Below are 24,405 nucleotides of genomic sequence, written 5' to 3'. Positions count from 1 at the left end.
TCCGGGTGTCCGCGAGGGCGGGCGCGGTGTCAGGGAGTGGCGGTTGCACGGTGGTTCCTTGCTCTGTTCAGTACGGCGGCGACCTGCGCCGCATAGGTGTCCAGGCCCTCGGCGCCGCTGCCGGGAAGCCCGGTCAGCCTTGGCAGCAGATCGCCGAAGGCGTTGACCTCGCCGACGGCGAAGCGCCGCCAGCCGGTCGCGGGCAGCAGATCGACGCCCACACACAACGTGTCCGGGAAACAGGCCGCTGCCCGTTCGCACACGGCCAGGGCCTCGGCCCAGCTGCTGCCCGCCGCCTCGACGGCCGCACGGACGGCGTCGAGACTTCCGCGCTCGCCGCCGAGGTGAAGATTGGTCATGGGGGAGTGGCTGGTGCGCACGACGGCGTGGGTGGCCCGGCCGGCTACCACCACGACCCGCAGATCCGCCGCCCGGCCGTGCTGGGTGGCCTTGGGCAGCCAGCGCTCGATGTGCAGCCCGTCCGGTGCGAGTGCGTCGACGATCGTCGCGACCTCCCGCTCTGTCGTACAGCGGCGCACTCGCAACGAGTTGAAGAGCCGGCCGACCGTGTCGCGCTCCACCGAAGTGGTCGCCCTGACCCGGCCGGACCCGGCTGTCTCCACGGCCAGGATCCCCGACGCGGACGAGCCGTGCGCCGGCTTCACAAAGGCCCGGGGCATGCCATGGGCGGCCATCCGGTCGCGCACGTCCGCCCAGTCGCGCACCACGGGGGCCGCGGCTCCCGAGGTAGGCGACGCGGGTACGGGCACTTTGGCGCCGTCCAGCACGGCGTGGCAGAGCCGCTTGTCGAACAGCACCGCGACATCGCCGGGGTCGTCGAGCAGGACGGCACCGGAAGCGGCTGCCGCCCGCGCCACCGCACGTACGGCCGAGGTGAACCGGGCGTACCACAGGGCGGTGCCCTCGACCCTGGCTGGATCGCCGACTGCCCGGAGCAGCCGTTCCACCTCGGCGTCCTCACCGGGCGAGTCCATCCGTACGGTCTCGCCCGGACGGAAGGCGGCCTCGCCGCGCAGGACGTGCAGCCAGGGAACGACCCGCGCGGGCGGCAGCCCGGCGGCGCGCACGGCGTCCTGGAAGAGTGCGACCCGGCGGTTGCCGGGCACACCCACGACGGCAAAGCGCGGTGCCGGGCCGGTTGCGCTATTGGCTGACGGCGACATGGCGGTTGCCGCCCTCTTCCGGATCCCAGTCCGAGTCGGCGGCCGGCAGAGGGGTGGTGCGCGACCAGGACGGTCCCGGCAGGGTCAGGAGGGGCAGGCCGTGGAACGTCACCGGGTGTTCGATGTCAGTCATCGCACATCACTCCGAAATCGCGGTGTAGCGGCCTTCGACGCCACGGTCACCCCAGGGCTCCTCGCGTTCCGACACATCGACCTGCACCCCATGGGGTTCCAGCGCCTGGGTGATCCGGCGTTCCATCGGCTCGGTCATGAAATGGTGGTGCAGATCGAGCCTTTCGAGATGGGTCAGCGGCTGGCCGTCCAGCAGCGCCGCCGCGCCCTCGTCGCCGAGCGTGCCGTGCGACAGGTCGAGGGTGTGCAGCTGCGCGACGACCGGGGCACCCGCGACGGCAGTGGCGATCTCGTTCTGCACCTCGCTGTTGCGCAGACCGAGGTGGTGGAGGCGGGGGAAGCGGGAGCCGGAGAGCAGCGGCGCCAGGTCCGCCACATCGGCGTCGCCCCCGTACGCGGAGACGCCGAGCCAGAGATCGAGCCGCTCCAGCGCGGGCAGTTCGCTGTCCAGAATGCCGCGGATCACTCCGACCGGCAGGCCGCCGGTCTCGATGGTCAGTGAACGCAGCAGCTCGTGCTTCGTGGGGGAGAAGACCAGGTCCGTGCCGCCTCGCACGCCCAGCTCCAGCAGACCGGGAAACGCGGTCAGCAGCGCGGTGACGTCGGACTGCTCGATCCAGGAGATCTCGTTCTCCTCCGGGGTGATGTCGCCGACGAAGACGGCCTCCAGTGAGGTCAGCCGGTCGGCCGCGGCGATGACCAGATCGATCGGGTAGGACGAGGTCTCCTCGTACGACTCGCCCCACTGACCGATGATCAGCGCCCGCACACCGGCCGGGTCGACCGCCGTCAAAAACGCCTGGAACGCCTCCTCCCAGGTCATCTCGCACTCGTCGTCGTACGGATCGACCGAGATGCGCCAGGCCGCCGCATCGGCGGCCTGCACCGGCGCTTCCTTCGTCGCGTGCTGGAAGTCGACGGCGGGAAGGCCGAGCAACTCGTGCAGATGGTCCACACCGGACATGACCCTGAGCTCCTGGTACTGGGGGACGGCTGATGTCCGCAAGGTTTATCAAGCCGCACTGACAACGGTGCGACCGGGGACCGTCCGTGACATGTCCACCGACGCCCGTGGGAGCCGGTCGCGGGTCGGTTGTCAGACCCTCCCCTTAGCGTTTTCCTCGTGGTCGGCACAGCGGGTGCGGCCATCGAGGGGAGACGTCTGTGTACCGGCAGGGCGATGTACTGATCGTGTCGTTGGAGGAGTCGGCGGTGCCCGCGCATCTCGTGGACGCGCCGGGTGAACCGAGGGACGGCCGGGGGCGGATGATCCTCGCGCTGGGCGAGGTCACCGGCCATGCCCATGCGGTTCAGGGCCCGGGCCGGCTGATGCGCGAGGCGGGTGCCTTCGGGCCGATGCTGCTCCATCTCCCCGAAGGCGGGCGAGTGGTCCACGAGGAGCACGCGGCGATACCGCTGTCGAAGGGCTGGTACCGAGTGGTGCGCCAGCGGGAGTACGCGCCGGGGGCGGTCCGCATCGTCGCGGACTGACGCCGCCGGGCCCACCCGGGCAGCAGCGGATCACCGAGGCGGATCAGAGATCCGAAGCACGCAAACACAGAACACTGAACGACACGGAATCAGGGGACGGGAAGACCGATGCAGTACGTGGACTCATGGCGGGCCGTGGCAGCGGCGACCGGTGCGGCGGACCGGGGCGCGGCCGAGGACGGGCTGCGGCTCGCCTACCGCAGCGCAGGACTTGCCGAGCCGGAGCGGATCGTCTGGGTCGACTCGCCCAGGGCCGCCGTGGAGGCCGTCGAGAAGCTCGTCGACGCCGGACGCTCGGTACGTGACGAGGTACGGACCCGGCCCTGGGCGCAGGAGCGGCGCCGGATGTACGACGAGCTGGGCCCGGCGGGCTGGTCCGCCCTGTGGTCCGCCACGGGGGCGCAGCTCTGGGAGACCACGGCAGCGCTCGCCGAGCGGATCAGGAGCGGTGTCGTCGCGGACCTCACGAAGCGCCCCGAGGACGAGTCCGATGTCCGGCTGGTGCTGCTCGACGCGGTCCTGGGCCAGCACGATGCGGCCTGGCTCGCCGCGTTCGACGGCCGGGGCGACCGGCTGGACGGTCTGGCCGAGGTGGCCAGGCACGCGGGCTGGTGGTGGCCCTACGAGCGTGTCGTGGTGATCAGCGAGCGCCCGGAAGCGCTCCACCGGGACGAGGCGGGCCGGCTCGACCGCGGGGACGGCCCGGCGCTCGCCTACCGCGACGGCTTTGCGCTCCACGCCTGGCGGGGCATGCCCGTGCCCGCCGAATTCCTCGCGGAACTGAACTCCCTGACGCCCGAACGGATACGTGAGGAGGAGAACGCTGAACTGCGCCGCGTGATGCTGGAGTTCTACGGTTACGACCGCTACCTCACCGAGTCGGGCGCCGAGCCGGTCCATCGGGACGAGACGGGCATCCTCTGGCGGATCGCGCTGGACGGCGACGAGGACGTGGTGATGGTCGAGGTCGTCAACTCCACCCCGGAGCCGGACGGAACTTACCGCACCTACTGGCTCCGGGTGCCGCCCGGCACGAGGACCGCGAAGGAAGGAGTGGCCTGGACCTTCGGACTCCAGGGGGATGCCTACGCACCCCTGCGCCAGACCTGACCTTTGTCGGCCGAGCAGGCGGAGCGCCTTTCGGTTCCCGGCGTTGAGGTGGGTGCCGATCCGGACAAAGGCCTGGACCGGCGGCGCCGGGGGGACGGAGGGTGATATGACCCGGCACGCGAAGTGCACGTTGTCAGATCACGCTCGGCCCGACAAAGGACGCGTTTCAGGCCGTCAGTGCCGCACGGTCGATGCCGAGTTCGCGGGCGAGGGCCTCGTCGGTCCAGGCCAGCATCGTGGCCCGGGAGAGCGGACCCGCGTACGATGTCATCTGCACAGCCAGGCCGTCCAGCAGGGCGGTCAGCCGCCAGGCCGCGGACATCGGGTCGTCGCAGCGGAACTCACCGGCGGCGGCGCCCTCTTCGATGACCTCGGCCAGCTCCGCCTTCCACTGCTGGTCGAGATCGCCGGCCACATTGCGCAGCGCCGGGTCGCGCAGCGAGGCCGCCCAGCCCTCGATCCACAGCCGCCAGCCCTTGGCCTGGCCCGTCGGGGCGTACCAGCGGACGGCGGCGCGCAGCCGCCGTACCGCACTGCTGCGGCGGCTCAGCAGCTTGCGCAGATGGGCGAGGTCGGCCTCGGCGGCATGCGCGAAGGCGGCCGCGACCAGCTTCTCCTTGGTCGAGAAGTGGTAGAGCACAAGCGCATTGCTCACACCGAGCACGGCGGCCACGTCGGCGATCCGTACCGCTGCGACCCCCCGCACCTCGATCTGTTCGACGGCAGCGCGCAGGAGCTCCTCGCGCCGTTCCGCCACACTCAACCGCACTCTTGCCACGGCGTCACCCTAACGAATGCGCGGGGCCCGGGCAGGCCGAGGGCGGAACCGCGCACGGCCCCGCCATGCCCTCGACGAGCTCCGCGCCCGCTGCGGCACACGCATACCGGCCCTCGGAGGCGGCCCCGGGACCGGCGGTGATCCAGGGCGTGTTTCGAAAGTCCCGTCTGGCCGGGGGCGTCTGGCACGCACGCTTGCTGCGTTGTCGGTCGTCGGCGCAGCCCGCTGCGCTCTCCTCCCTCCGCCTTGCGATCGCACGCACCAGACGCCCCCGGCCCCCGCCCTGCGGGCGGACGACGCTACTTTCGAAACACGCCCTAGGACACACGGGTGCCGTGGCCCTGCATGTCCCGGACGTCGCCGCCCCGGGTGAAGTCCTGCGAGGCGACGGCGGCGCCCTGTACGCCATACACGTCGACGGCCGTCCGGAACCGCCATGACGACCGGCCGCGCAGCCGAGTTCAGCGGTACCAGCCGAACCGTTCCGCCATCACCGGCAGCCGGTCGGCGACGATGGCATGGGCGGCGGTGCGCGGGGTGCAGCCGTCGGCCTCGGCGCGGGCCAGCATCAGGTCGATGAGGGCCCGCATCGAGCGGCGGATGTGTCCGAACGCCTCGTCGGCGTCCGCGCCGATGTCACCGAACAGCGTCCACCACCACCAGGCGTTCGTACCGGAGTTGACGACCACATCCGGCAACACCGTGATCCCGCGCGCCGCGAGCAGTGCCTCCGCCTCCGCGAGTACCGGCATGTTCGCCGCCTCGATGACCCAACGGGCCTTTATCCGCGCCTGGTTGGCGGCATCGATCGCATACGAAACGGCTGCCGGTACCAGTATCTCGACTTCCTGCTCCAGCCAGGCGTCCGCGGGCAGCTCCCGGTCCCCGTCCCGGAGCACGCCGCGGTCCACCGTCCCGTACCCGTCCCTGGCGGCCAGCAGTGCCTCGACGTCCAGGCCGGCCGGATTGGCGATCGTACCCTTGACGTCGGCCACGGCGACCACCGTCAGCCCGGCCCGCGCCAGGAACCGCGCCGTAGCCCCGCCCATGGTGCCGAGCCCCTGTACGGAGACCCTTGCCTCCCGGTACGCGACGCCCGCCCGGTCCAGCGCCGCGAGCGCCGACTCGGCGACCCCGCAGCCGCCGACCAACTCGTCGAGCCCGATGCCGTCCACCTCGACGGCGAACGCGTCGGCGAGACGCTGCCGCGCCGCCGTTTCGTCGTCGAGCAGGGGATAGACGGCCTGGATCGAGGAGACGAGCCCGGCCTCGGCCGCCGCCCGGTCCACCATGTCCTGGGTGAGTCCCAGGTCCTCGCCCGTCGTCCATGCGCTCTCGATGTACGGGCGCACGGCCCGCAGATAGCGCACCAGAACGCCGTACGCCTCCGGGGCGCGCGGGTCGCAGTCGATGCCGCCCTTGGCTCCGCCGAGCGGTATGTAGCGGGCCCCCGTGTCATCGGCGTCGAAGTGGAGGGCCTCCTTCATCGTCATGCCGCGGGCCAGCCCCGCCACCTCGTCGAGGGTGCAGCCCGCCCGCATCCGCAGCCCGCCGCTGGACACGCCGCGCACCAGCCGGTCGACGACCAGATACCCCTGGCGGCCGGTGATGTGGTCCGTCCAGGTGAGCGAGATCAGAGGGGTGGACGGGGCGGTGGGGCGGGACAGCGGAGGTGTCGTCATCGGAGGGGCTCCTCGGTCACAGTGATCACGGTGGGCCCGGGGGTGGTCAGGGCCAGGGACAGGGCGCGGGCGAGCGCCTCAGGGGTGTCGGCACGGGCGCCGTGGCCGCCGTACGCCCGCGCCAGCGCGGGCAGGTCGACGGACGGCAGATCGACGCCCTCGGGTGTGTCGCCCCGCGCCGCCATTTCGTCGCGGATTTCCCCGTACCCCCCGTTGTCGAACACCACGACCGGCAGCGGCAGCCGCAGCTGGGCGGCGGTGGCGAGCTCCTGCACGGAGAACTGCAGCCCGCCGTCCCCACTGAGCGCCACGACCTGCCGGTGGGGATACGCGGTCTTCGCGCCGATCGCCGCGGGCAGCGCGTAGCCGAGGGTGCCGAAGCCGGTCGGATGCAGATAGCGCCCGCGCGGGCCGACGGGCAGGTGGGGCAGGGCGCCGTAGTAGCAGCACTGCGCACTGTCCGAGGTCCAGATCGCGTCGGCGTCCAGCACGGTCCGTGCGGCCCGCAGATACGGCACCCAGCGGGCGTCGCGCTCCGCGGTCTCGGCGTCCCGCGCGGCGCGCAGCGCCCGTACCGCGGCGGCACCGTCCCGCGCGCCCGAGTCCCCGGTTGCTTCCTCCAGCGCCTCCCGCAGCGCCTCCAGCGTGGGGCGCGCCGCGCCGACCAGCGCCAGATCGGCGGGCAGTCCCGCGTACATCTGGGCGGGATCGATGTCGACCCGGATCAGTGTGCCGCTCAGCGCCGGCGGCGCGGACCACAGATCGGACTCGGCCAACTCGGTGCCGACCGCGAGCACCGCATCGCAGCCGGCCAGCCACTTCTGTACGGACGGGCTGTGCAGCGACACCCCGAGTGACAGCGGATGCGTCTCGTCGACGATTCCCTTGCCGTTGGCGGTGGTGACGACCGGGGCGGCCAGCGCCTCGGCAAGCGCCAGGCACTCGGCGGACGCGGAACGTGCTCCTCCGCCGAGGACCACGGCGGGCCGGCGGGCCGAGCGCAGGGCCAGGGCCGCGTCCCGGAGCGCGGGCCCGGCCGGGCCCGGGGCGGACAGCGGTGGCGTGAGCCGCACCGGTCCCGCCTGCTGCAGCGTCTCCAGCAGATCCAGCGGCACCTCGACATGGGCCGGGCGTGGCCGTCGGGTACGGAACAGGGTGAACGCACGCGCCACCGCCGAGCCGATCTCTTCCACCGTCGACACACGGTGGCTGAACGCTGCGACCGCGCGCAGCGCCTCGGTCTGGCTGCGCATCTCGTGCAGCAGACCGGTCGGCTGACGGGGATGGCACAACGGCATCCCGGGCGACACGACCAGTAGCGGCACGCTGTCCGAATACGCCTGACCGACCGCTGCCGTGATGTTGAGCAGGGCCGGACCGGTGGTGGTGATCGCCACCCCGGGCCGCTCGGTGACCCGTGCGTACGCGTCCGCCGCATATCCCGCGCCCTGTTCGTGCCGGGGCGTGACATGAGCGATCCCGTACGGGACCAGATGCCGGTAGATCTCCAGGTTGTGCGTTCCGGGAATCCCGAACGCCCTGGTGACCCCGTGCGCCGCAAGCGCGCGGACCACGGCCTCGCCGCCGGTCAACGACGCAGTTCCCGGTTGCTCGGGCACGCGGCTCCCTCCATCGACAGGTAGACATCAACAGGGTGATTTACTGAATCGCCGGTCAGTATCGTGAGCTGGAACGCCGCTGTCAACGCGACCACTGCTGAATCGCCGTTCAGTGGCCGGACCGCGTCGGCCCTGACGACCTACGGGGCGCTCCACCCCGCCGAGCGTGGTCCGCGGCCGCTCCGCCGGCTCGTCTCCGACCTGTGGCCGGGGTGAAGCTCATCGCCTCCGCGTATGCCATGACGTCGCGCTCCGGCCCGGCACCGGGAACGGCCCCCCCGGACGTGACACGGGCGGACGGCCGAATGCGGAATCCTTTGGCGGGCACGCACGTTGGATTCGGCATGAGGGGATTCGACGCACAGCAGGACGCGCTGCTCGGGCTGCTCGGCGAGGAGAGCGGCGGTGTACTCGTGACGCTCAAGCGGGACGGCAGGCCCCAGCTGTCCAATGTCAATCACTTCTACTACCCCGAGGAGCGCATCGTCCGCGTCTCGATCACCGAGGACCGGGCGAAGACGAAGAACCTCCGCCGCGACCCGCGGGCGAGCTATCACGTCACCAGCGCGGACCGCTGGGCGTGGACGGTCGTGGACGGCACAGCCGAGCTGACCCCGGTCGCCACTGATCCGCACGACGCGACGGTGGAGGAGCTGATCACGCTCTACCGCGACGTCCAGGGCGAACACCCCGACTGGGACGACTACCGCAATGCGATGGTCCGGGACCGCCGCGTGGTGCTGCGGCTGCGCATCGAGCACGCTTACGGGCAGCCGCGCGGCTGACGGAGCCCGGTCCGGCGATCAGTCCTCGGCCGCTTCGCTCTCACAGTGCCGTACCACCCCGACCACAACTCGCACTGTCGTACCCCACGACCATAATGAGACGACATCGACTCCCTCAGGAGATGCTGTGACCGGCGCTGACCCCTTGCCTCCGCTCCGCACCCGGCTGCGTTCGCTGCGCCCCGCCGCATTCGGTGCAGATCCGGGCGGTGCACGCATGGAGCGCATCCGCCGCTCGCCCAACTTCGCCGACGGCGTCTTCCGGAACCCGGTGGGGGCGCGGACCAGGCCGTCCGGATCCGCCCTGGAGTTCGCGAAGGTCTACTTCCGCAGGCAGGAGCGGGCGCGCAGGGCGCCGGTCGGCACCGTGCCTGTCCATGCCACCACCTACGCCGACCTCGCCGAGCCGCCCGCCACCGGGCTGCGGCTCACCTGGATGGGTCATTCCAGTGTGCTCGCCGAGATCGACGGCCGTCGGGTGCTGTTCGACCCGGTATGGGGCGAGCGCTGTTCGCCCTTTGCCTTCGCCGGGCCCAAGCGGCTGCACCCGGTGCCGCTGCCGCTCGCCGCCCTCGGACCGCTCGACGCGGTGGTGATCTCCCACGACCACTACGACCACCTCGATCTGCCGACGATCCGCGCCCTCGCGGGCACGGAGACGGTGTTCGCCGTTCCGCTCGGCGTCGGCGCCCATCTGGAGCGGTGGGGCGTGTCAGCCGACCGGATGCGCGAACTGGACTGGAACGAGACCACGAAGATCGCCGGCATCAGCCTGACCGCCACCCCCGCCCGGCACTTCTGCGGCCGCGGTCTGCGCAACCAGCAGCACACGCTCTGGGCTTCCTGGGCCGTCGCGGGACCCGAGCACCGCATCTACCACAGCGGTGACACCGGCTATTTTTCCGGCTTCAAGGACATCGGTGCCGAACACGGCCCGTTCGACGCGACGATGATCCAGATCGGCGCGTACTCCGACTACTGGCCCAGGAACCACACGGACTGCACTCCACTCCCCGGTGGGTGGCCCGACATACATATGACGCCCGCTCAGGGGATCCAGGCACACCTTGACCTGCAAGGGGGCAAGCCGCACGGCGTCATGATGCCCATCCACTGGGGCACCTTCACCCTCTCCGTGCATCCGTGGGCAGAGCCCGGCGAGTGGACCAAGGATGCCGCCGAGGAAGCCGAGCAGCCAGCCGCATTTCCTCGGCCGGGCGAGCCCTTCGAACCTGCGGGAACGCTTCCCCTCGATCCCTGGTGGCGGTCCGTGGCTGCCCCGATTGCACACCCCTGGCGCCGCGGCGAGGCAACGGACGTTGCTCAGGATCAGGACAATCGCGATCTCGATCTCGCAGGTGAGCGGTGACTCGGGGCAGGGGTTGGCAACTGCTTGCTGGGGAGCATGCATGAGGTCGGTTCAGCTCGATCGTGTGATGGTCGTCCCGCAGGCTTGCGGCGACCCGGCCGGGACGTGACCTCGATGGCGTCCGAGTCGCCGAACTCGTCCTCCGGTAGGTGCCACCGACGGCGTTGCTGCTGAAGGGTGGATGCGGTTCCACGCCGTCGCGCGGGCGGCGCCGTACCAGATCCACGCGACCGGGACGGGCTTGCGCATGCCGCCCGCGCGGGGCAGGCCGGCTCGGCGGCAAGTAGCTGCTCTGAACCTCTTGCCGGGTAGACCCGATCTGCCTAATGTGAACCTTCAAATTCCTGGAAGCACACACAGCAAGCTCCGTTAGGGCAGAGTTTTGAACGATCAAATTCACCGGACGCCCGAAGCCACCGCCCCCGCGGCCTCGGGTCCGGCTACCGCCCGCGGTCCGAGGGCGGGCTATCTCGACTACGCCAGGGTCGGCCCGCTCTCCCGCCCGGCCGCCGCCGCGCTCGCCGTAACGACCACGCTCGCCGCCCGCGTCGACCCCGCCGACCTCGACCGGCTGTTCGCCCTCAGCGACGCCGCCCGGACCTCGGCGGCCCGGCTGCTCGACGCCCGCCGGCACGAAATCGCCCTCGCCCCGTCCACCAGCAACGGCCTGTTCACTGTGGCCGCCGCACTCCACGGCCCCGGTACCGTCCTGGTGCCCCGCGGCGAGTTCCCCGCCAACCTCTACCCCTGGCTCCGCTTCGCCGACCGCGGCGGCCCCGCGGTCCGCCTCGTCGACCCGGCCGGGCAACGGCACATCACCCCCGACCTCCTGCGCCGCCACCTGACTCCCGACGTCACCGCCCTCACCGTCAGCGCCGTCGACTCGCTCACCGGCCACCTGGCGCCGCTCGCCGCCCTCAAGGAGGTCCTGGGGCCCGAGCGGCTGCTGATCGTCGACGCCATCCAGGGCCTGGGCGCCGTCGCACTCGAAGCGGACGCCGCCGACATCCTCGTCAGCGGCGGCCAGAAGTGGCTACGTGCCGGCTGGGGAGCCGCACTGCTGATGATCCGCGACCGGTGCGCCGAGCGCCTGGCTCCCGGGCTCGGCGGATGGGCCGGCGTCACGGAGCCCTTCGCGCCTCGGCATCCGGCGCCGCCGCTGCCCGGGGCCGCCGCCCATCTCGCCACCAACCCGGACTTCCCGGCCGCCGCGGCCATCGGCGCAGCCATCGACGACCTGTTCGACCAGGGCGGCCCGGCCGCCGTCGGCGCCCGTATCCGCGCCACCCTTGCCGATCTGCTCGACCGCGCACGGCGGGCCGGCGCCGACATCCTGCTGGACGGACTCGGCCCCCACGAGCGCGCCGGCATCGGCACCTTCCGCCTGCCCGGCCACGACCCCGCCACCGTCCACCACACCCTCGAAGCGGCCGGCCTGACCACCACCCGCCGTGACGAGTGGATTCGACTGTCTCCCCACGCCTCCACCCCGGGTGCCGCGGCGGACCTGCTCGCCGAGGCACTGCACACCCTCACTCACCGCACAACCCACTATCCACAGGAGCCGAGATGTCCCATCAACTGAGCCGCCGCCAACTGCTCCAGCTCGCCACCGCCTCCGCCGCCGGGCTCGGCCTGGCCGCCTGCGGCAGCAGCGGATCGGGCGGCAACGCCGGCGCCGACGGCGACAGCGGCCGGATCACGGTCTGGAGCTGGACCACCGCGGCCGAGGCCCTGCGCGGCGTCGTCCCCTCCTTCGAGCGGGACAACCCCGGCATCAAGGTCGATATCCAGGATGTCGGCAACCCGGCCATCTGGGACAAGATCACTGTCGGCCTCGCCTCCAGCGGCAAGGGACTCGCTGACGTCCTGCACATCGGTGTCGACTACCTGCCCGGCTACCTGGAGAAGTTCCCCGACGGCCTTGCCGACCTGTCCAGGCTCGGCGCCGACCGGTACAAGGACGCTTTCGCCAAGGGCCTGTGGCCGACCGTCATAGGCAAGGACAAGGCCGCCCACGCCCTCCCGTGGGAGGTCAACCCACTCGGGCTGTTCTACCGGCAGGACTACTTCGACAAGGCCGGTGTCGACCCCGACGGCATCAGGAACTGGGACGACCTGATCGCCGCCGGGCCGAAGATCCGCACCGCCTCCGGCGCCCAACTGCTCGGGCTCGACAAGCCCGGCACCACCCCGGACATGGACTTCTTCCAGAACCTGATGCAGCTCCAGGGCGCCTTCTACTTCGACCAGGAAGGCAAGATCACGCTCGCCTCCCCGGCAGCCGTCCAGGCCCTCACCGTCATCAAGCGGCTCAACGACGACGGCCTGCTCGCCGACACCGCGGGTGAGGGCACCAGGAAGCGCCTGCTCGGCCAGGGGAAGCTCGCCACCGCCCCGGACCCCGCCTGGGCCGTCGAGTACCTGGCCGCCAAGTTCCCCGACCAGAAGGGGAAATGGCGCGTCATGCAGCCTCCCGCCGCCGTTCCCGGGGGCAGCCGCAGCGCCATCGTCAACTCCACCTACCTGACCGTCTCCGCATCGAGCAAGCGCCGCCGGGCCGCCTGGCGCTTCATCGAGTACGCGCTCACCAAGCCCGCTGAGATCAACCGGATGTTCACCTCCGGTGGCGTCTTCCCCGCCCTCAGCGCGGCGTACGACGATCCGAGGTTCAGCGCGCCCCACCCCTTCTACGGCGGCCAGAAGGTGCTGAAGTCCTTCGTCGACTCGCTCAGTTCCGGATCCGAAGCCACCAACTTCACCGGCGACTACACCCGTGCTCTCAAGCTCGCCAGCGATGCCCAGAGCCAGGTGCTGGTCAAGGGCGCCGATCCGGCCAGTGCCCTCAGGGACGCCGCCGAACGGCTCGCGCAGCAGACCGGCCGGCAGCAGGCGGCCTGACCACCATGTCCTCCGCCCTGTCCGAACGCGCACCCGCCACCCCGGCCGGCCGCGGCACCTCCAAGCACACCGGCCACGCCCGCCCGCGCCGGCGCCGGCTGCTGACCCGCGGCTCCGCCCCGTACCTGCTGATCATGCCCGCCGTCCTGGGCTTCGCGATCTTCAAGGCGTACCCCATTGTCTCCTCGTTCTGGATCAGCCTCACCACCGGCAGCGGCGACGACCGGACCTTCGCCGGACTCGCCAACTACCGGCGCCTGCTGGACGATCCGCTGTTCTGGACCGCGCTGAAGAACACCGCGCTGATCCTGGTCGTCCAGGTGCCGCTGATGCTCGGCCTGGCCCTGCTCATGGCCCTCGCCCTCAACTCCTCCAAGGTCTGGCTGCGCCCGCTGTGGCGACTCGGTGTCTTCGTCCCCTCGCTGACCGGCCTGGTCGCCGCGGGCGTGATGTTCTCCGTGATCCTCAACCGCGACGCCGGACTGCTGAACTGGGTCCTCTCCTTGCTCGGCATCGACCCGGTGAACTGGCTCGGCAGCCCCTTCTGGGCCCGTGTGGGCGTCGTCCTCGTCATCACCTGGCACTACACCGGCTACAACGCGGTGATGTACCTCGCCGGCCTGCAGGGCATTCCCACCGAGCTGTACGAGGCCGCGATGGTCGACGGCGCCGGACCGATCCGCCGCTTCGTCTCCATCACCCTTCCCCAGCTGCGGCCGATCCTGCTGCTGACCGTGGTGCTCTCCACCATAGGCACCTTGCAGCTCTTCGACGAGCCGTACGTCCTCACCGGCGGCGGCCCCGACAACGCCACCATGACGGTAACCATGTACCTCTACAACAACGGCTTCAAATACTTCGACTTCGGTTACGCCTCGGCCCTCGCCTACGTGCTCGCACTGATCGTGTCCGTGCTCGGCATCCTGCAGGTCCGCCTGATGGGAGAGCGCCGGTGAAGCCCCGTGGCCCTCTGCTCACGCTGCTGCTCGCGGGCGCCTTCGCGCTCTGCGTCGGTCCGTTCTACTGGCTCGCCATGGCCGCGACCCAGGAGGACAAGGACGTGTTCTCCTGGCCACCGAAACTGCTGCCCGGCGGCCACCTCATGGAGAACCTCCGGGGGCTGGAGGAGTCCATCGGACTCACCCGGGTCCTGCTCAACACCCTGGTGGTGGCGGGCGTCCAGACGATCGGTGCCGTCGCCGTCTCGGTGCTGGCCGGATACGCCTTCGCCAAGTTCGAGTTCCGCGGGCGCAACCTGTTCTTCGTCCTGCTGCTCAGTACCCTGGTCATCCCGGACACGGTGATGCTGATCCCGATCTTCCAGATGATGATGGAACTGGGCCTGATCGACTCCTACCAGTCCGTCATCCTGCCCGGTCTGGTCACCCCGTTCGGCATCTTCCTGATGCGGCAGGCCCTGCGCTCCATGCCCGACGAACTCCTGGACGCGGCCCGCGTCGACGGCGCCGGCGAGCTCCGGGTGCTGTGGAAGATCGTCATCCCGGTCAACCGGCCGATCATCGCGGCGCTCGCGCTGTTCGTCTTCCTCGGCAGCTGGAACCAGTTCGTCTGGCCGCTGATCGCGCTGCGCAGCCCCGAGATGTACACGCTGCCCGTGGCCACCGCCACCCTGCAGGGGCTGTCGACCACCAACTACGCGCAGGTCCTGCTCGCTGCAGGCATCGCCGCCGTCCCCGTGATGGCCCTCTTCCTCGTCCTGCAGCGCCAATTCATCTCCGGCCTGCTGGCCGGGGCCACCAAGGAGTGACCACACCATGACCACCGAACCGCACCCCGGCGCCGAGAGTACGCACATGCCCGCCGAGCCGGACGCCGATCCGCAGCAGTTTGCCCCGGTGTGGCGCCCGAACACGCCGGCCGTGGCCACCCCCGACACCGTCGTCCACCGGCAGCTCGCCACCGGCCTGCGTCACTTTGCCGACGCCCCGCTCACCGTTTACCTCACCGGGCTCGGCTGCGACCGGCTGGAGACCGCCGTCACCCTGGTCGACGACGGCGTGGTCCTGATCGAGGTCACGGTGTCGGCCGCGGCCACCGTCCGCGCCGAATGGAGGGTCCCCTGCGTCGCGGCAACCGCCTACTGGACCCCGGACACCAACGCCTCCCGTTGGCTGCCGCCGTCCTGGATCGCCCCCCGGACCGTCTCGCTGGCCCTGGGCGCCCCCCTCGCCAGTCTGATCGGCGCCGATGACCGCGCTCTGTGCACCGCAGCCGCGGGCGAGACCTCCGCACCCGTGCGCGTCGGCGCCGGCGTGGTGGAGGAGAGCGGCGAGTTCGCCTTTGCCGTCGAACAGGACCTCACTGCGGACGGGCCGCCGCTGCGGCTGCGGATCGACCTCAGCGGCCGCCACTTCGCCGCCACCCTGCAGGCCGTTACCGCATGGTGGGCCGAGGGCCTGCACCACCCCGGCACCGCCCCCGCCGCCCGGATGCCCGCCTACTCCACCTGGTACAGCCTCCACCAGAACGTCGACACCGCCGCCGTCGAACGCCAGGCCGCCCTCGCCGTGACCGTCGGCTGCGAGAGCATCATCGTCGACGACGGCTGGCAGACCACCGACCGCGCCCGCGGCTACGGCCACTGCGGCGACTGGGAGCCCAACCCGGCGGCCTTCCCCGACCCCGCGGCCCACGTCGCCGAGGTCCACCGGCTCGGCCTCGCCTACCTCCTGTGGTACGCACTGCCGTTCATCGGCCGGCACAACGACGCCTGGGACCGCTTCAAGGACATGATCCTGCGCGAGGAGCCCGACCTGGAAGCGGCCGTGCTCGACCCCCGCCACCCCGAGGTCCGCGCCTACCTCGTCGAGAGGGTCTCCCGCGCCGTCGAGCAGTGGGACATGGACGGTCTGAAGCTCGACTTCATCGACCGCTTCGCCGTCACCGACCCCCCGCCCGCCCCGGCCGGAGCCGACCACAGCGCCGTCCACGACGGCGTGCTCCAACTGCTCGCCGACCTCGACGCCCGCCTGCGCCGCACCCGGCCGGACATCATCGTCGAGCACCGCCAGCCGTACGTCAGCCCCGGGCTGTGGCCGTACGCCACCATGATCCGCGCCACCGACTGCCCGCTCAGCCCCGCCGAGAACCGCCAGCGCACCGTCGACTGCCGGCTCACCGCGGGCCCGCTCGCCGTCCACGCCGACATGATCATGTGGAACTCCGCCGACACGCCCGAGGCCATCGCCGTCCACCTCGTCAACGCCCTGTTCTCGGTGCCGCAGATCTCCGTCGACCTCGCCGACCAGAGCCCCGACCAGCTAGCCACCCTGCGCTTCTGGCTCGGAGTCTTCCGCCAGTACGCCGACGTCCTCCAACTCGGCGTCCTGGAACCCGCGCGACCGGACCTCGGCTACCCCCTGGTCCGCGCCCACGACCAACACACCACCGTGGTCGCACGCTACGCGCCACTGCCCGTCGCCCTCCCCGACCGGCACGCCGCGGACGGCCCGCAGACCCTGCTCGTCGCCAACGCGGACGGCGACCCTGCGGTGCTCCTGACCGCCACCCGACCGGAACAGGCCCTCGCGCGCGTCCAGGACTGCCGTGGTGAGATCCTGTCCGAGACCGTGCTCGACCTCGTCGCCGGGGTGAACCCGGTGACCGTGCCGCCCGGTGGCCTGCTCACCCTGACCCGCGAGCACTGACAACTGCGGGCTGGGGGCGGCCACCCACCGCCCCCAGCCCGCCGACCACAGAGGAACGATGACCGCTCGACCGGTGACCATCGAGGACGTCGCACGCGCGGCCGGAGTCTCCCGCCAGACCGTCTCGAACGCCCTCAACGCCCCCCACCGGCTGCGCGCCACCACCCTCGCCCGGGTCACCGCCGCCATTGACGAACTCGGTTACCAGCCCGACCAGTCCGCCCGCAGCCTGCGCACCGGCACCCGCAAGGTCATCGGCTATCCCGCCCCCGCCGACAACCCCGCCGACCCCAACCCCCTGATGGGCGGCTTCCTCCAGGCCCTGGTGACCGCCGCCGACGCGGTCGGCCACCGCATCCTGGTGTTCCGCTCCGACCCCCAGCAGGGCGCCAGAGCGGTCGCCAGGTCCTTCAACGGACTGATCGCGGCCCGCCAGGTCGACGGGTTCGTTCTCTCCGACGTCGTCCACGACGACCCCCGCGTCGATGTGCTGACCGAGGCCGGATTCCCGTTCGCCGCCTTCGGCCGAACCGCCCCCGGCCGCCCGCAGAACTGGGTGGACATCGACTCCACCGCCGCCACCGCCGCCCTGGTCGGACTCCTGCTCGACCAGGGCCACCGCCGGATCTGCTACCTCGGCTCCGCCGCGTCCCTGCCCTGGCTCGCCGACCGCAGGGCCGGCTTCCTGCAGGCCGCGGCCGCCGCCCCCGACGGCGCCTACGAGGTCGGCGTCCCCGACGACGAGCCGGCCGCGCTTTCCCACGCCGTCCAGCGCCTGCTCACCGGCCCCGACCGCCCGACCGCCCTGGTATGCGCAAGCGACTGGCTCGCCCTGACCGCCTACCAGGCCGTCCGCGCCGCAGGCCTCACCGTCGGTGACGACGTCGCCGTCACCGGTTTCAACGACATCCCGCTCTGCACGCTGCTCCAGCCCGCCCTCACCAGCGCGCGCCTGCCCCTGGCTGCCATCGCCCATGCCCTCGTCGACCGGCTGATCACCGCAGTCGAGGACCCCGCCGCCGCCCCGACGAGCGGGCTGCTGCTCCCTGCGGAGCCGGTCGTGCGCGACAGCACGCCGGGGCGGTAGCGGCGGACGCCGGCCGTCATACCACGTGCGGGAAGGCGGGGCACGTCGTGCTCCGAACCAGCAACCGGCGTAGCCTACGGCAGGCAGATGACCGCAAGGCCGGAGTTGCGGCATGGAACGGGTACCCGCAGGCTTTAACCGGCAGGCGGCCTTGATGACACAAAGAGGTGATCAGGTTGCAGAACCATTCGCGCCCGGTCAGCCCTCCGAAACTTCGGTGTGGATGATGCGTGCCGCCTCACGGGCCGGTATCCCGGTGAGCCCAGTCGCGATTCTCCAACGACCTGCCCCAGCACAGGAATCAGGCAGACGGGAACTGGCCTCGCATCCCAGTTGAACTCCGGAGCAGTTGCCCGGAGTACTTCTTTGCGGCACGTGCTGCGGACACCCTGCTCGATCCGCGGTGTCCGCTGACCGTCCGGTCCGCAGCGGCCCCAGTGGTCGAAGTGTATGACCACCGGTTGCCACAGCCCGCCATCAGCGATAAGGAGCCACAGAACATGGGTGGAAAGCAGAAGACACTCGCCGTACTGATCGGAACCGCGCTGGCAGCCGGACTCACCAGCCCGGCCTTCGGGTTCACCGCCACCACCGGCGCTCACTTGCCGACCCTGCGCGCCGCCACCCCAGGGTCCGGGATGTCGGTCGTGGAGTGGAACCGCGAGCTCATCACCATCCTGAGCGACCCGAAGGCCCAACCGTCCACCGTCCACCCCACACGCAGCTTCGCGCTCCTCCAGGCCGCCGAGTACAACGCGGTGGTGTCGATCACGCGGGCCGAACCGGCCTACTTGTTCTCGGTGGCGGCGCCGCGAGGCGCCCGTGCGGATGCCGCAGCGAACCAGGCGGCCCACGATGTGCTGGTCGCCCTGTACCCGGCCAAGCGCGCAAGCGTGGACCGGCGGCTGAGCAGCCAGTTGTCCGCGATTCCCGACGGCTCCGGCAAGCAGGCGGGCATTCGCGTGGGAGCCGCGGTCGCACGCCGACTGGTCAGCCTGCGGTCCCATGACGGGTCCGCGGCCAAGCCGCCGCCGTTCAGCCCCGGCAACAAGGCCGGTGACTACCGGCCCACACCGCCCGACTTCCCCACACCGGTGTTCACCAACTGGGGCTCGGTCAAGCCGTTCGTGCTGGCCGACGGAAGCCAGTTCCGCCCGGCAGCGCCGCCGGCCGTGAGCACCGCCGCGTACGCCACCGCCTTGAACGAGGTCAAGAGCCTGGGGAGCAAGACCAGTACCACCCGCACTCCCGATCAGACCGCGGCCGGGAAGTTCTGGGCGGCAGCGCCTGTCTGGAACGTCTGGAACCAGGTCGCGCAGGACCTTGTCACCTCCCAGAACGCAAGCCTGGAGAAGGCGGTGAAGGTCTTCGCCAGGCTCGACCTGTCCCTCGCCGACACCACGATCGCGATGTACGACGCCAAGTACGCCTACCGCGTATGGCGGCCCGTGACCGCCATACGGCTCGGTGGCACGCACTACAACCCGCGCATCGTCGGCGATCCCCACTGGAACCCCCTGCTGCCGACCGCTCCGGATCCGTCCTACCCGGGCGCTCACGGCGCCCTCAGCCAGGCGGCGGCAACGACGCTCGCAGGGTTCTACGGTGCGCACCACCGCATCGCGGTGACATCGAAGGGCGTCACCCGAACCTTCGCCGGCTTCCAGGAAGCCGCCACCGAAGCATGGCTCAGCCGGCTCTGGTCCGGCCAGCACACCTCCCTCGACAACCGCGCGGGCCAACAACTCGGCACGCGTGTGGCCGATTTCGTGGCACGCCGCCTCTGACGGCCCGCACCTGCGGCGTCAAAGCGCCGCATGACGGTGGCCAGGAGCCGGCTGTACCCGGCGTACCGGGTACAGTCGGCTCCTGCCACGCTCGGAGAACAGCCGTACGAGGGCAAGGCACGGCCACGGGCAAGAAGATGATCCGGGAACTGCGCGGCCGGACGCTGCGGGTGCACGGCTATCACGAGCGGACGGTCGCCGACGTGCCGATCGGCACTCGGCGGCCCCGGAGAGGGTTCGCTCCGGTGGGCCCATCAGGTGCAGGCCGACCAGGTGTCAATGCGACGTAATCGGTCTCTCGTGCGAGAGGTCATACCGGAGCGGGACGAATGGCGGGCAAGTTCGACAACCGACCGTCGCACATGCGTAATTGACGACTACTGTGTGTGTCTGGTGATCAACGGTGGGTTCATGTCTTCGAGCCTGCCCGACCGATGAACCGAGCCTGACCGACCACCGTAGGTACCACCGCATGAACGCCGATTCCTGGTGCCCCACGTACCGAGGACACTGATGTCTCAACTTCGCGCACCCGAAGAGCGACCGGAACGCCGAGAGGGCGGACGGCACGGCCGACCGGGTGCCCGTTCCCACTCGGCCACGGCCAGGCCGCGCGCCGCACAGCCGTCCCTCGAGGCACGTATGCGCCCGCAACTTCTGCGCACCGCGGTGCTGCCGACCGTCGCCGCAGTGCTGAGCGGAGCAGCAGCGGTCATCTTCACCGTCCGCTCAACCGGAGCCCGGCCGTCCACCGAGCTGTGGACCGCACTGGGCGGGGCCGCCGCACTGGCCGTCGCCGCCGTGCTGGCCGCGTACCTCGCCGCCAACCGCGTCGCCACCTCCGTCTCCGGCCGCTGCCTGGCGCTCCGCCGCGCCAGCGCACAGGGCCAGGCCGAACTCCAGCGGGTGGTGGAACAGCTCCGCAACGGCGAACCCGTGCCCGCACGGGGGCCCGTGCAGCCCGTTGCGCCCGGCAGCGATGCCTTCGAGCTGCTCGCGCAGGAACTCCTCCGCCAGCAGGAAGTCGCCGTGGCCGCGGTCGTGCAGGCATCCCGGCTCTTCGACCACACCGGCGAGGACCAGAAAGTCGAGGACCAGAAAGTCGAGGTCTTCGTCAATCTCGCCCGTCGGCTGCAGTCGCTCGTACACCGCGAGATCCAGCTGCTCGACGAGCTGGAGCACCAGGTCGAGGACCCCGATCTGCTCAAGGGCCTCTTCCATGTCGACCATCTGGCCACCCGCATCCGCAGGCACGCCGAGAACCTCGCCGTCCTCGGTGGCGCCGTCTCCCGGCGCCAGTGGAGCAACCCGGTCACCGTGACGGAGGTGCTGCGCTCGGCGATCGCCGAGGTCGAGCAGTATCCGCGGGTCAAACTGGTACCGCCGATCGACGGCACGCTGCGCGGACACGCCGTGGCCGATGTGATCCATCTGCTGGCCGAACTCGTGGAGAACGCCACCGTGTTCTCCGCCCCGCACACCCAAGTGCTGCTCCGTGCCCAGCAGGTCACCGCGGGACTGGCCCTGGAAGTCGAGGACCGGGGCCTGGGCATGCCGGGCAATGAGCAGAAGCGGATGAACGCCCTGCTCGCCGACCCCGACCAGGTCAATGTGGCTCATCTCCTGCAGGACGGCCGGATCGGCCTGTTCGTCGTCGCGTCACTCGCCCGACGGCACGGCATCGCGGTACGGCTGCAGAGCAACATCTACGGAGGCACTCAGGCCGTACTCGTCCTTCCGCAATCCCTGCTGGGCGTGGACGGGCACGCACCGGCCGCGGCCGACGCTGCTCCGGTCCCGCCCTCGGGGCCCGTACACCACCCGCCGGCCGAGGACGACACCGGAAGCCATCGCAGGCCGAACCCGATCCTGAACCTCGGTCCGGGCCCGTCACCGGCCCCGCAGCCGGGTGCCGATCGGCAGCCGTACGTGCCCGCTCAACCGCTCCGCCTGCATCAACCACCCCAGCAAGCGAGACGCGAGGGCGAAGCCCCACCGCTCCCACTGCGCGCCGAGCGCGTCGACCGTCCCACCCCGGCCGCGGCCCGCCCCGGAATCCGACGCACGAACGACGCCCCCGCGGCACCCCGGTCCGAGCCCGGAGTCGTACGCGGCACCACGGGCAGGCCACAACTCCCCAGGCGCGCCAACCAGGAGCACCTGGTTCCGCAACTCAGGGAGGCACCGGCCCCGCGCACCGAGGACGAACAAGCCCTGCACGACCCGGGAGTCATGGCAGCCTTCCGGCGGGGCATCGAACTCGCGGAGGCCCGTGGCGAATCCGAGGCGGACGCCGACCGGGTCCCGGACACGGGCCTTGAAACGGCGGCCCCGCAGAACTGGCACCCCCAGACCTCGCCCGGACCACTGCCGGTCCGCGGACTCACCGGGACCGCCGCCTCGCACCGCCCGGCCCCGGCCCCGGATCCGCACGCGGCCTCGGCCACCGACCCCCTCGAAGCGAACACCTCCAAGGAGTAGAGCACCATGGCGACCGATATGCCGTCCCGTCAGGTCTCGGACCTCGACTGGCTGCTGAGCGGACTGGTCCAGCGCGTGCCGTACACACGCAGCGCAGTCCTTCTCTCCGCCGACGGGCTGGTGAAATCCCTCCACGGCATGGACGCCGACAGCGCCGACCACATGGCGGCGCTGGCAGCCGGCCTGTACTCGCTCGGCCGCAGTGCCGGCGCGCGCTTCGGCGACAGCGGCGACGTACGACAGGTGGTGGTCGAGCTCGACTCGACGCTGCTGTTCGTCTCCACTGCCGGGTCGGGCACCTGCCTCGCCGTACTCGCCGGCCGCGAGGCGGACGCGGCGGTGCTCGGTTACGAGATGACCATGCTGGTCAAGAGCGTCCGGCCCTATCTGATGACTCCGGTGAGACAAGCGGCCGGGGCACCCGGCGTCACGGGGCTGTGAGGGTGTCGGTGCCGCAGGACGGGCCGTTGCTCGACGACGCGGCGGGCCGGCTCATCCGCCCGTACACCGTGAGCAACGGCCGTACCCGTCCGACCACCGTGCTCGACCTGCTCTCCCTCGTGATGGCCACCGGGACAGAGCCGCAGATCCATCTCGGTCCCGAGCACTCCGTCGCGCTGGGGCTGTGCGGCGGCCCCACCTCGGTGGCCGAGATCGCCGCCCACCTGCGGCTGCCCGCAGTCGTCACCAAGGTGCTCGTCTCCGACCTGGTGGACTGCGGGGCACTCACGGCACACCCGCCCGCCTTCCATGACATGCCCACCGACCGATCTCTGCTGGAGGCAGTGCTCGATGGCTTACGACGACAGCTCTGACGGCTTCGGCAGCTCCGCCGCGTACGAGAACAGCGCAAGCTTCGAAGGCTTCGGAAGCCATGCAAGCCACTCAGGGCATGCAAGCCACGCAAGCAATGCAAGGCATGCAAGGCATGCAAGGCATGCAAGGCATGGCCATCGGGAGGGCTACGGCGACGCCCGTGGCGCCTATGAATCCGGCGATGTGCACGACTCCGGTGGAACTTACGACTCTGGTGGCGGTCATGACGTCGGTAGAGCCGCCGGATCCGGTGGAGCCAATGAATCCGGCGGCTTCGAAAGCTTTCCTGTCGCGCTCAAAGTGTTGGTGGCAGGCGGTTTCGGCGTCGGCAAGACGACCTTCGTCGGCGCGGTCAGCGAAATCGCACCGCTGAGCACGGAAGAGCTGCTGACCCAGGTCAGCGCCGCCACCGACAGCCTCGACGGCATCGAGTCCAAGACCTCCACCACCGTGGCGATGGACTTCGGCCGCATCACGCTCGACGAGCAGCACACGCTCTACCTGTTCGGCACCCCCGGCCAGGAACGCTTCTGGTTCATGTGGGACGAGCTGTCCCATGGTGCGCTGGGGGCGGTCGTGATCGCGGACACCCGCAGACTGGCGGAGTGCTTCGCCGCCGTCGACTTCTTCGAACGGCGCGGCATCGGATTCATCGTTGCGGTGAACGAGTTCGACGGCGCCTACCGCTACGCGCCCGAGGAGGTAAGGGCCGCGCTCGACCTGGGGCCGGACGTGCCGGTCGTGCTCTGCGACGCCCGGATCGCCAGCTCCGGCACCGGGGCATTGGTCACACTGGTCCAGCACCTGATCAACGCCACCTCCGCCCCGGCCCCGTTGTCCGGCTTCGGAGCCCACCGGTGACCCGATATTCCGGCGGCCGAATGCTGCTCACGCCTGTCGACCGCGATGCCCTCGTCCGTACCCAGCGGCTACGGGCCTTGGGCCTCGGAGAACGTGCCGATGCCTCGTTCGACAGCTTCGACGCCTTCGCCGACCGGGTGGCCGAACTGACCGAGGTGCCCTTCTCGATGGTCAACTTCATCGACGGCAATCGGCAGTTCTACGCCGGACTGCACACCCCGGCCGGCACGCACAAGGGCTTCGACCTGGGCGTCACGGCCGCGGGCAGCGGGTGCGGCGACCGGTATATGGCCCTCGACCGCGGCTACTGCCCGCATGTCGTCGTGCGGCGCAAGGCGCTCGTCCTGGAGGACGTCTGTGACTACCCACGATTCGCCGGAAATCCTGTAGTTGACGAAATAGGCATCCGTTCCTACCTCGGCGCGCCCCTCATCGACCGCACGGGCATCACCCTGGGGGCCGTCTGCGCGGTCGACACCGTGCCTCGCCCGTGGGGCAGGGCAGGGCTCGACACGATCAAGTCCCTGGCACAGGAACTCGTCGGGCACATCCATCGGCGGGAGGACAACAGCATCGGGATCTGACCGGACGGGCCCCGGCTGCCGGTCCACGAACAGACACCGGCCGCTTCTTGATCGCCCCCCCGGTCCGAGG

At 70.8% G+C, this 24,405-nt stretch carries 22 protein-coding genes; 16 read left to right on the top strand and 6 right to left on the bottom strand.

The features are described 5' to 3' along the window. Nucleotides 1–29 precede the first annotated feature (29 nt). The 3 genes from ACH4EW_RS15260 to ACH4EW_RS15250 are packed head-to-tail and all read right to left on the bottom strand — an operon-like array spanning nt 30 to nt 2,280. Nucleotides 30–1,184, bottom strand: coding sequence for an STM4014 family protein (locus ACH4EW_RS15260; protein WP_398256491.1), 1,155 nt, complete (start codon nt 1,182–1,184; stop codon nt 30–32). Beyond that, the gene (locus ACH4EW_RS15255) at nt 1,165–1,317 is read right to left on the bottom strand and encodes a hypothetical protein (protein WP_398256488.1); all 153 of its coding nucleotides are present in this window, start codon (nt 1,315–1,317) and stop codon (nt 1,165–1,167) included. Before ACH4EW_RS15255 ends, ACH4EW_RS15260 begins: the two co-directional genes overlap by 20 nt. A 6-nt stretch (nt 1,318–1,323) precedes the next feature. After that, nucleotides 1,324–2,280, bottom strand: a complete 957-nt coding sequence (locus tag ACH4EW_RS15250) for an STM4015 family protein (protein ID WP_398256485.1) — start codon at nt 2,278–2,280, stop codon at nt 1,324–1,326. A gap of 200 nt (nt 2,281–2,480) precedes the next feature. Between ACH4EW_RS15250 and ACH4EW_RS15245 the strand changes: the two genes are divergently transcribed. Both ACH4EW_RS15245 and ACH4EW_RS15240 read left to right on the top strand, forming a co-directional pair. Then, nucleotides 2,481–2,807 (top strand): hypothetical protein, encoded by a 327-nt coding sequence (locus ACH4EW_RS15245; RefSeq protein WP_114247858.1) that lies wholly within the window; start codon nt 2,481–2,483, stop codon nt 2,805–2,807. Between the two features lie 108 nt (nt 2,808–2,915). Further along, nucleotides 2,916–3,917, top strand: coding sequence for a DUF6745 domain-containing protein (locus ACH4EW_RS15240; protein WP_398256482.1), 1,002 nt, complete (start codon nt 2,916–2,918; stop codon nt 3,915–3,917). Nucleotides 3,918–4,083: 166 nt separating this feature from the next. Here the strand turns inward: ACH4EW_RS15240 and ACH4EW_RS15235 are convergent, their stop codons facing one another. The 3 genes from ACH4EW_RS15235 to ACH4EW_RS15225 all read right to left on the bottom strand — a co-directional run bounded on the left by ACH4EW_RS15235 (nt 4,084) and on the right by ACH4EW_RS15225 (nt 7,996). Further along, a complete protein-coding gene (locus ACH4EW_RS15235; RefSeq protein ID WP_398256480.1) occupies nt 4,084–4,695 on the bottom strand; it encodes a TetR/AcrR family transcriptional regulator in 612 nt (203 codons plus the stop codon). Between the two features lie 461 nt (nt 4,696–5,156). Continuing rightward, nucleotides 5,157–6,377 (bottom strand): Glu/Leu/Phe/Val dehydrogenase dimerization domain-containing protein, encoded by a 1,221-nt coding sequence (locus tag ACH4EW_RS15230; protein ID WP_398256477.1) that lies wholly within the window; start codon nt 6,375–6,377, stop codon nt 5,157–5,159. Next, complete coding sequence (locus ACH4EW_RS15225; protein ID WP_398256475.1) at nt 6,374–7,996, bottom strand: thiamine pyrophosphate-dependent enzyme; 1,623 nt, start codon at nt 7,994–7,996, stop codon at nt 6,374–6,376. The genes ACH4EW_RS15230 and ACH4EW_RS15225 overlap by 4 nt, the downstream gene beginning before the upstream one ends. A gap of 344 nt (nt 7,997–8,340) precedes the next feature. Here ACH4EW_RS15225 and ACH4EW_RS15220 point away from each other — a divergent pair, with 344 nt between their 5' ends. The 14 genes from ACH4EW_RS15220 (at nt 8,341) to ACH4EW_RS15155 (ending at nt 24,335) form a co-directional block, all read left to right on the top strand. Then, a complete protein-coding gene (locus ACH4EW_RS15220; protein ID WP_398256473.1) occupies nt 8,341–8,781 on the top strand; it encodes a PPOX class F420-dependent oxidoreductase in 441 nt (146 codons plus the stop codon). 127 nt (nt 8,782–8,908) lie between these two features. Next, nucleotides 8,909–10,150, top strand: coding sequence for an MBL fold metallo-hydrolase (locus ACH4EW_RS15215; protein WP_398256471.1), 1,242 nt, complete (start codon nt 8,909–8,911; stop codon nt 10,148–10,150). A gap of 382 nt (nt 10,151–10,532) precedes the next feature. After that, on the top strand, nt 10,533–11,735 hold the full coding sequence (locus ACH4EW_RS15210; protein WP_398256470.1) for an aminotransferase class V-fold PLP-dependent enzyme: 1,203 nt from the start codon (nt 10,533–10,535) through the stop codon (nt 11,733–11,735). Beyond that, nucleotides 11,720–13,051, top strand: coding sequence for an ABC transporter substrate-binding protein (locus ACH4EW_RS15205; protein ID WP_398256468.1), 1,332 nt, complete (start codon nt 11,720–11,722; stop codon nt 13,049–13,051). The genes ACH4EW_RS15210 and ACH4EW_RS15205 overlap by 16 nt, the downstream gene beginning before the upstream one ends. Nucleotides 13,052–13,056: 5 nt before the next feature. Continuing rightward, entirely contained in the window at nt 13,057–14,007 is a 951-nt protein-coding gene (locus tag ACH4EW_RS15200; protein ID WP_398256466.1) for a carbohydrate ABC transporter permease, read from the top strand. Then, complete coding sequence (locus ACH4EW_RS15195; protein ID WP_398256463.1) at nt 14,004–14,819, top strand: carbohydrate ABC transporter permease; 816 nt, start codon at nt 14,004–14,006, stop codon at nt 14,817–14,819. The genes ACH4EW_RS15200 and ACH4EW_RS15195 overlap by 4 nt, the downstream gene beginning before the upstream one ends. 7 nt (nt 14,820–14,826) lie before the next feature. Beyond that, nucleotides 14,827–16,719 (top strand): glycoside hydrolase family 36 protein, encoded by a 1,893-nt coding sequence (locus tag ACH4EW_RS15190; RefSeq protein WP_398256461.1) that lies wholly within the window; start codon nt 14,827–14,829, stop codon nt 16,717–16,719. Nucleotides 16,720–16,777: 58 nt separating this feature from the next. Beyond that, the gene (locus tag ACH4EW_RS15185) at nt 16,778–17,806 is read left to right on the top strand and encodes a LacI family DNA-binding transcriptional regulator (protein WP_398256458.1); all 1,029 of its coding nucleotides are present in this window, start codon (nt 16,778–16,780) and stop codon (nt 17,804–17,806) included. Nucleotides 17,807–18,306: 500 nt separating this feature from the next. Next, a complete protein-coding gene (locus tag ACH4EW_RS15180) occupies nt 18,307–19,593 on the top strand; it encodes a vanadium-dependent haloperoxidase (protein ID WP_398256455.1) in 1,287 nt (428 codons plus the stop codon). 513 nt (nt 19,594–20,106) lie between these two features. After that, a complete protein-coding gene (locus ACH4EW_RS15175) occupies nt 20,107–22,074 on the top strand; it encodes an ATP-binding protein (protein ID WP_398256452.1) in 1,968 nt (655 codons plus the stop codon). Nucleotides 22,075–22,080: 6 nt separating this feature from the next. Next, nucleotides 22,081–22,515, top strand: a complete 435-nt coding sequence (locus ACH4EW_RS15170) for a roadblock/LC7 domain-containing protein (RefSeq protein WP_398256450.1) — start codon at nt 22,081–22,083, stop codon at nt 22,513–22,515. Between the two features lie 2 nt (nt 22,516–22,517). After that, the gene (locus ACH4EW_RS15165; protein ID WP_398256447.1) at nt 22,518–22,889 is read left to right on the top strand and encodes a DUF742 domain-containing protein; all 372 of its coding nucleotides are present in this window, start codon (nt 22,518–22,520) and stop codon (nt 22,887–22,889) included. 301 nt (nt 22,890–23,190) lie between these two features. Continuing rightward, the gene (locus ACH4EW_RS15160) at nt 23,191–23,751 is read left to right on the top strand and encodes a GTP-binding protein (protein ID WP_398256861.1); all 561 of its coding nucleotides are present in this window, start codon (nt 23,191–23,193) and stop codon (nt 23,749–23,751) included. A 20-nt stretch (nt 23,752–23,771) separates the two neighbouring features. Beyond that, nucleotides 23,772–24,335 (top strand): GAF domain-containing protein, encoded by a 564-nt coding sequence (locus ACH4EW_RS15155; protein WP_398256858.1) that lies wholly within the window; start codon nt 23,772–23,774, stop codon nt 24,333–24,335. Nucleotides 24,336–24,405 lie beyond the last annotated feature (70 nt).

This window comes from Streptomyces sp. NPDC018000, assembly GCF_044328025.1.
Classification (GTDB): Bacteria; Actinomycetota; Actinomycetes; order Streptomycetales; family Streptomycetaceae; genus Streptomyces.
Note: the sequence above shows the minus strand (reverse complement) of the source record. Positions and strands in the feature narration are given on the sequence as shown.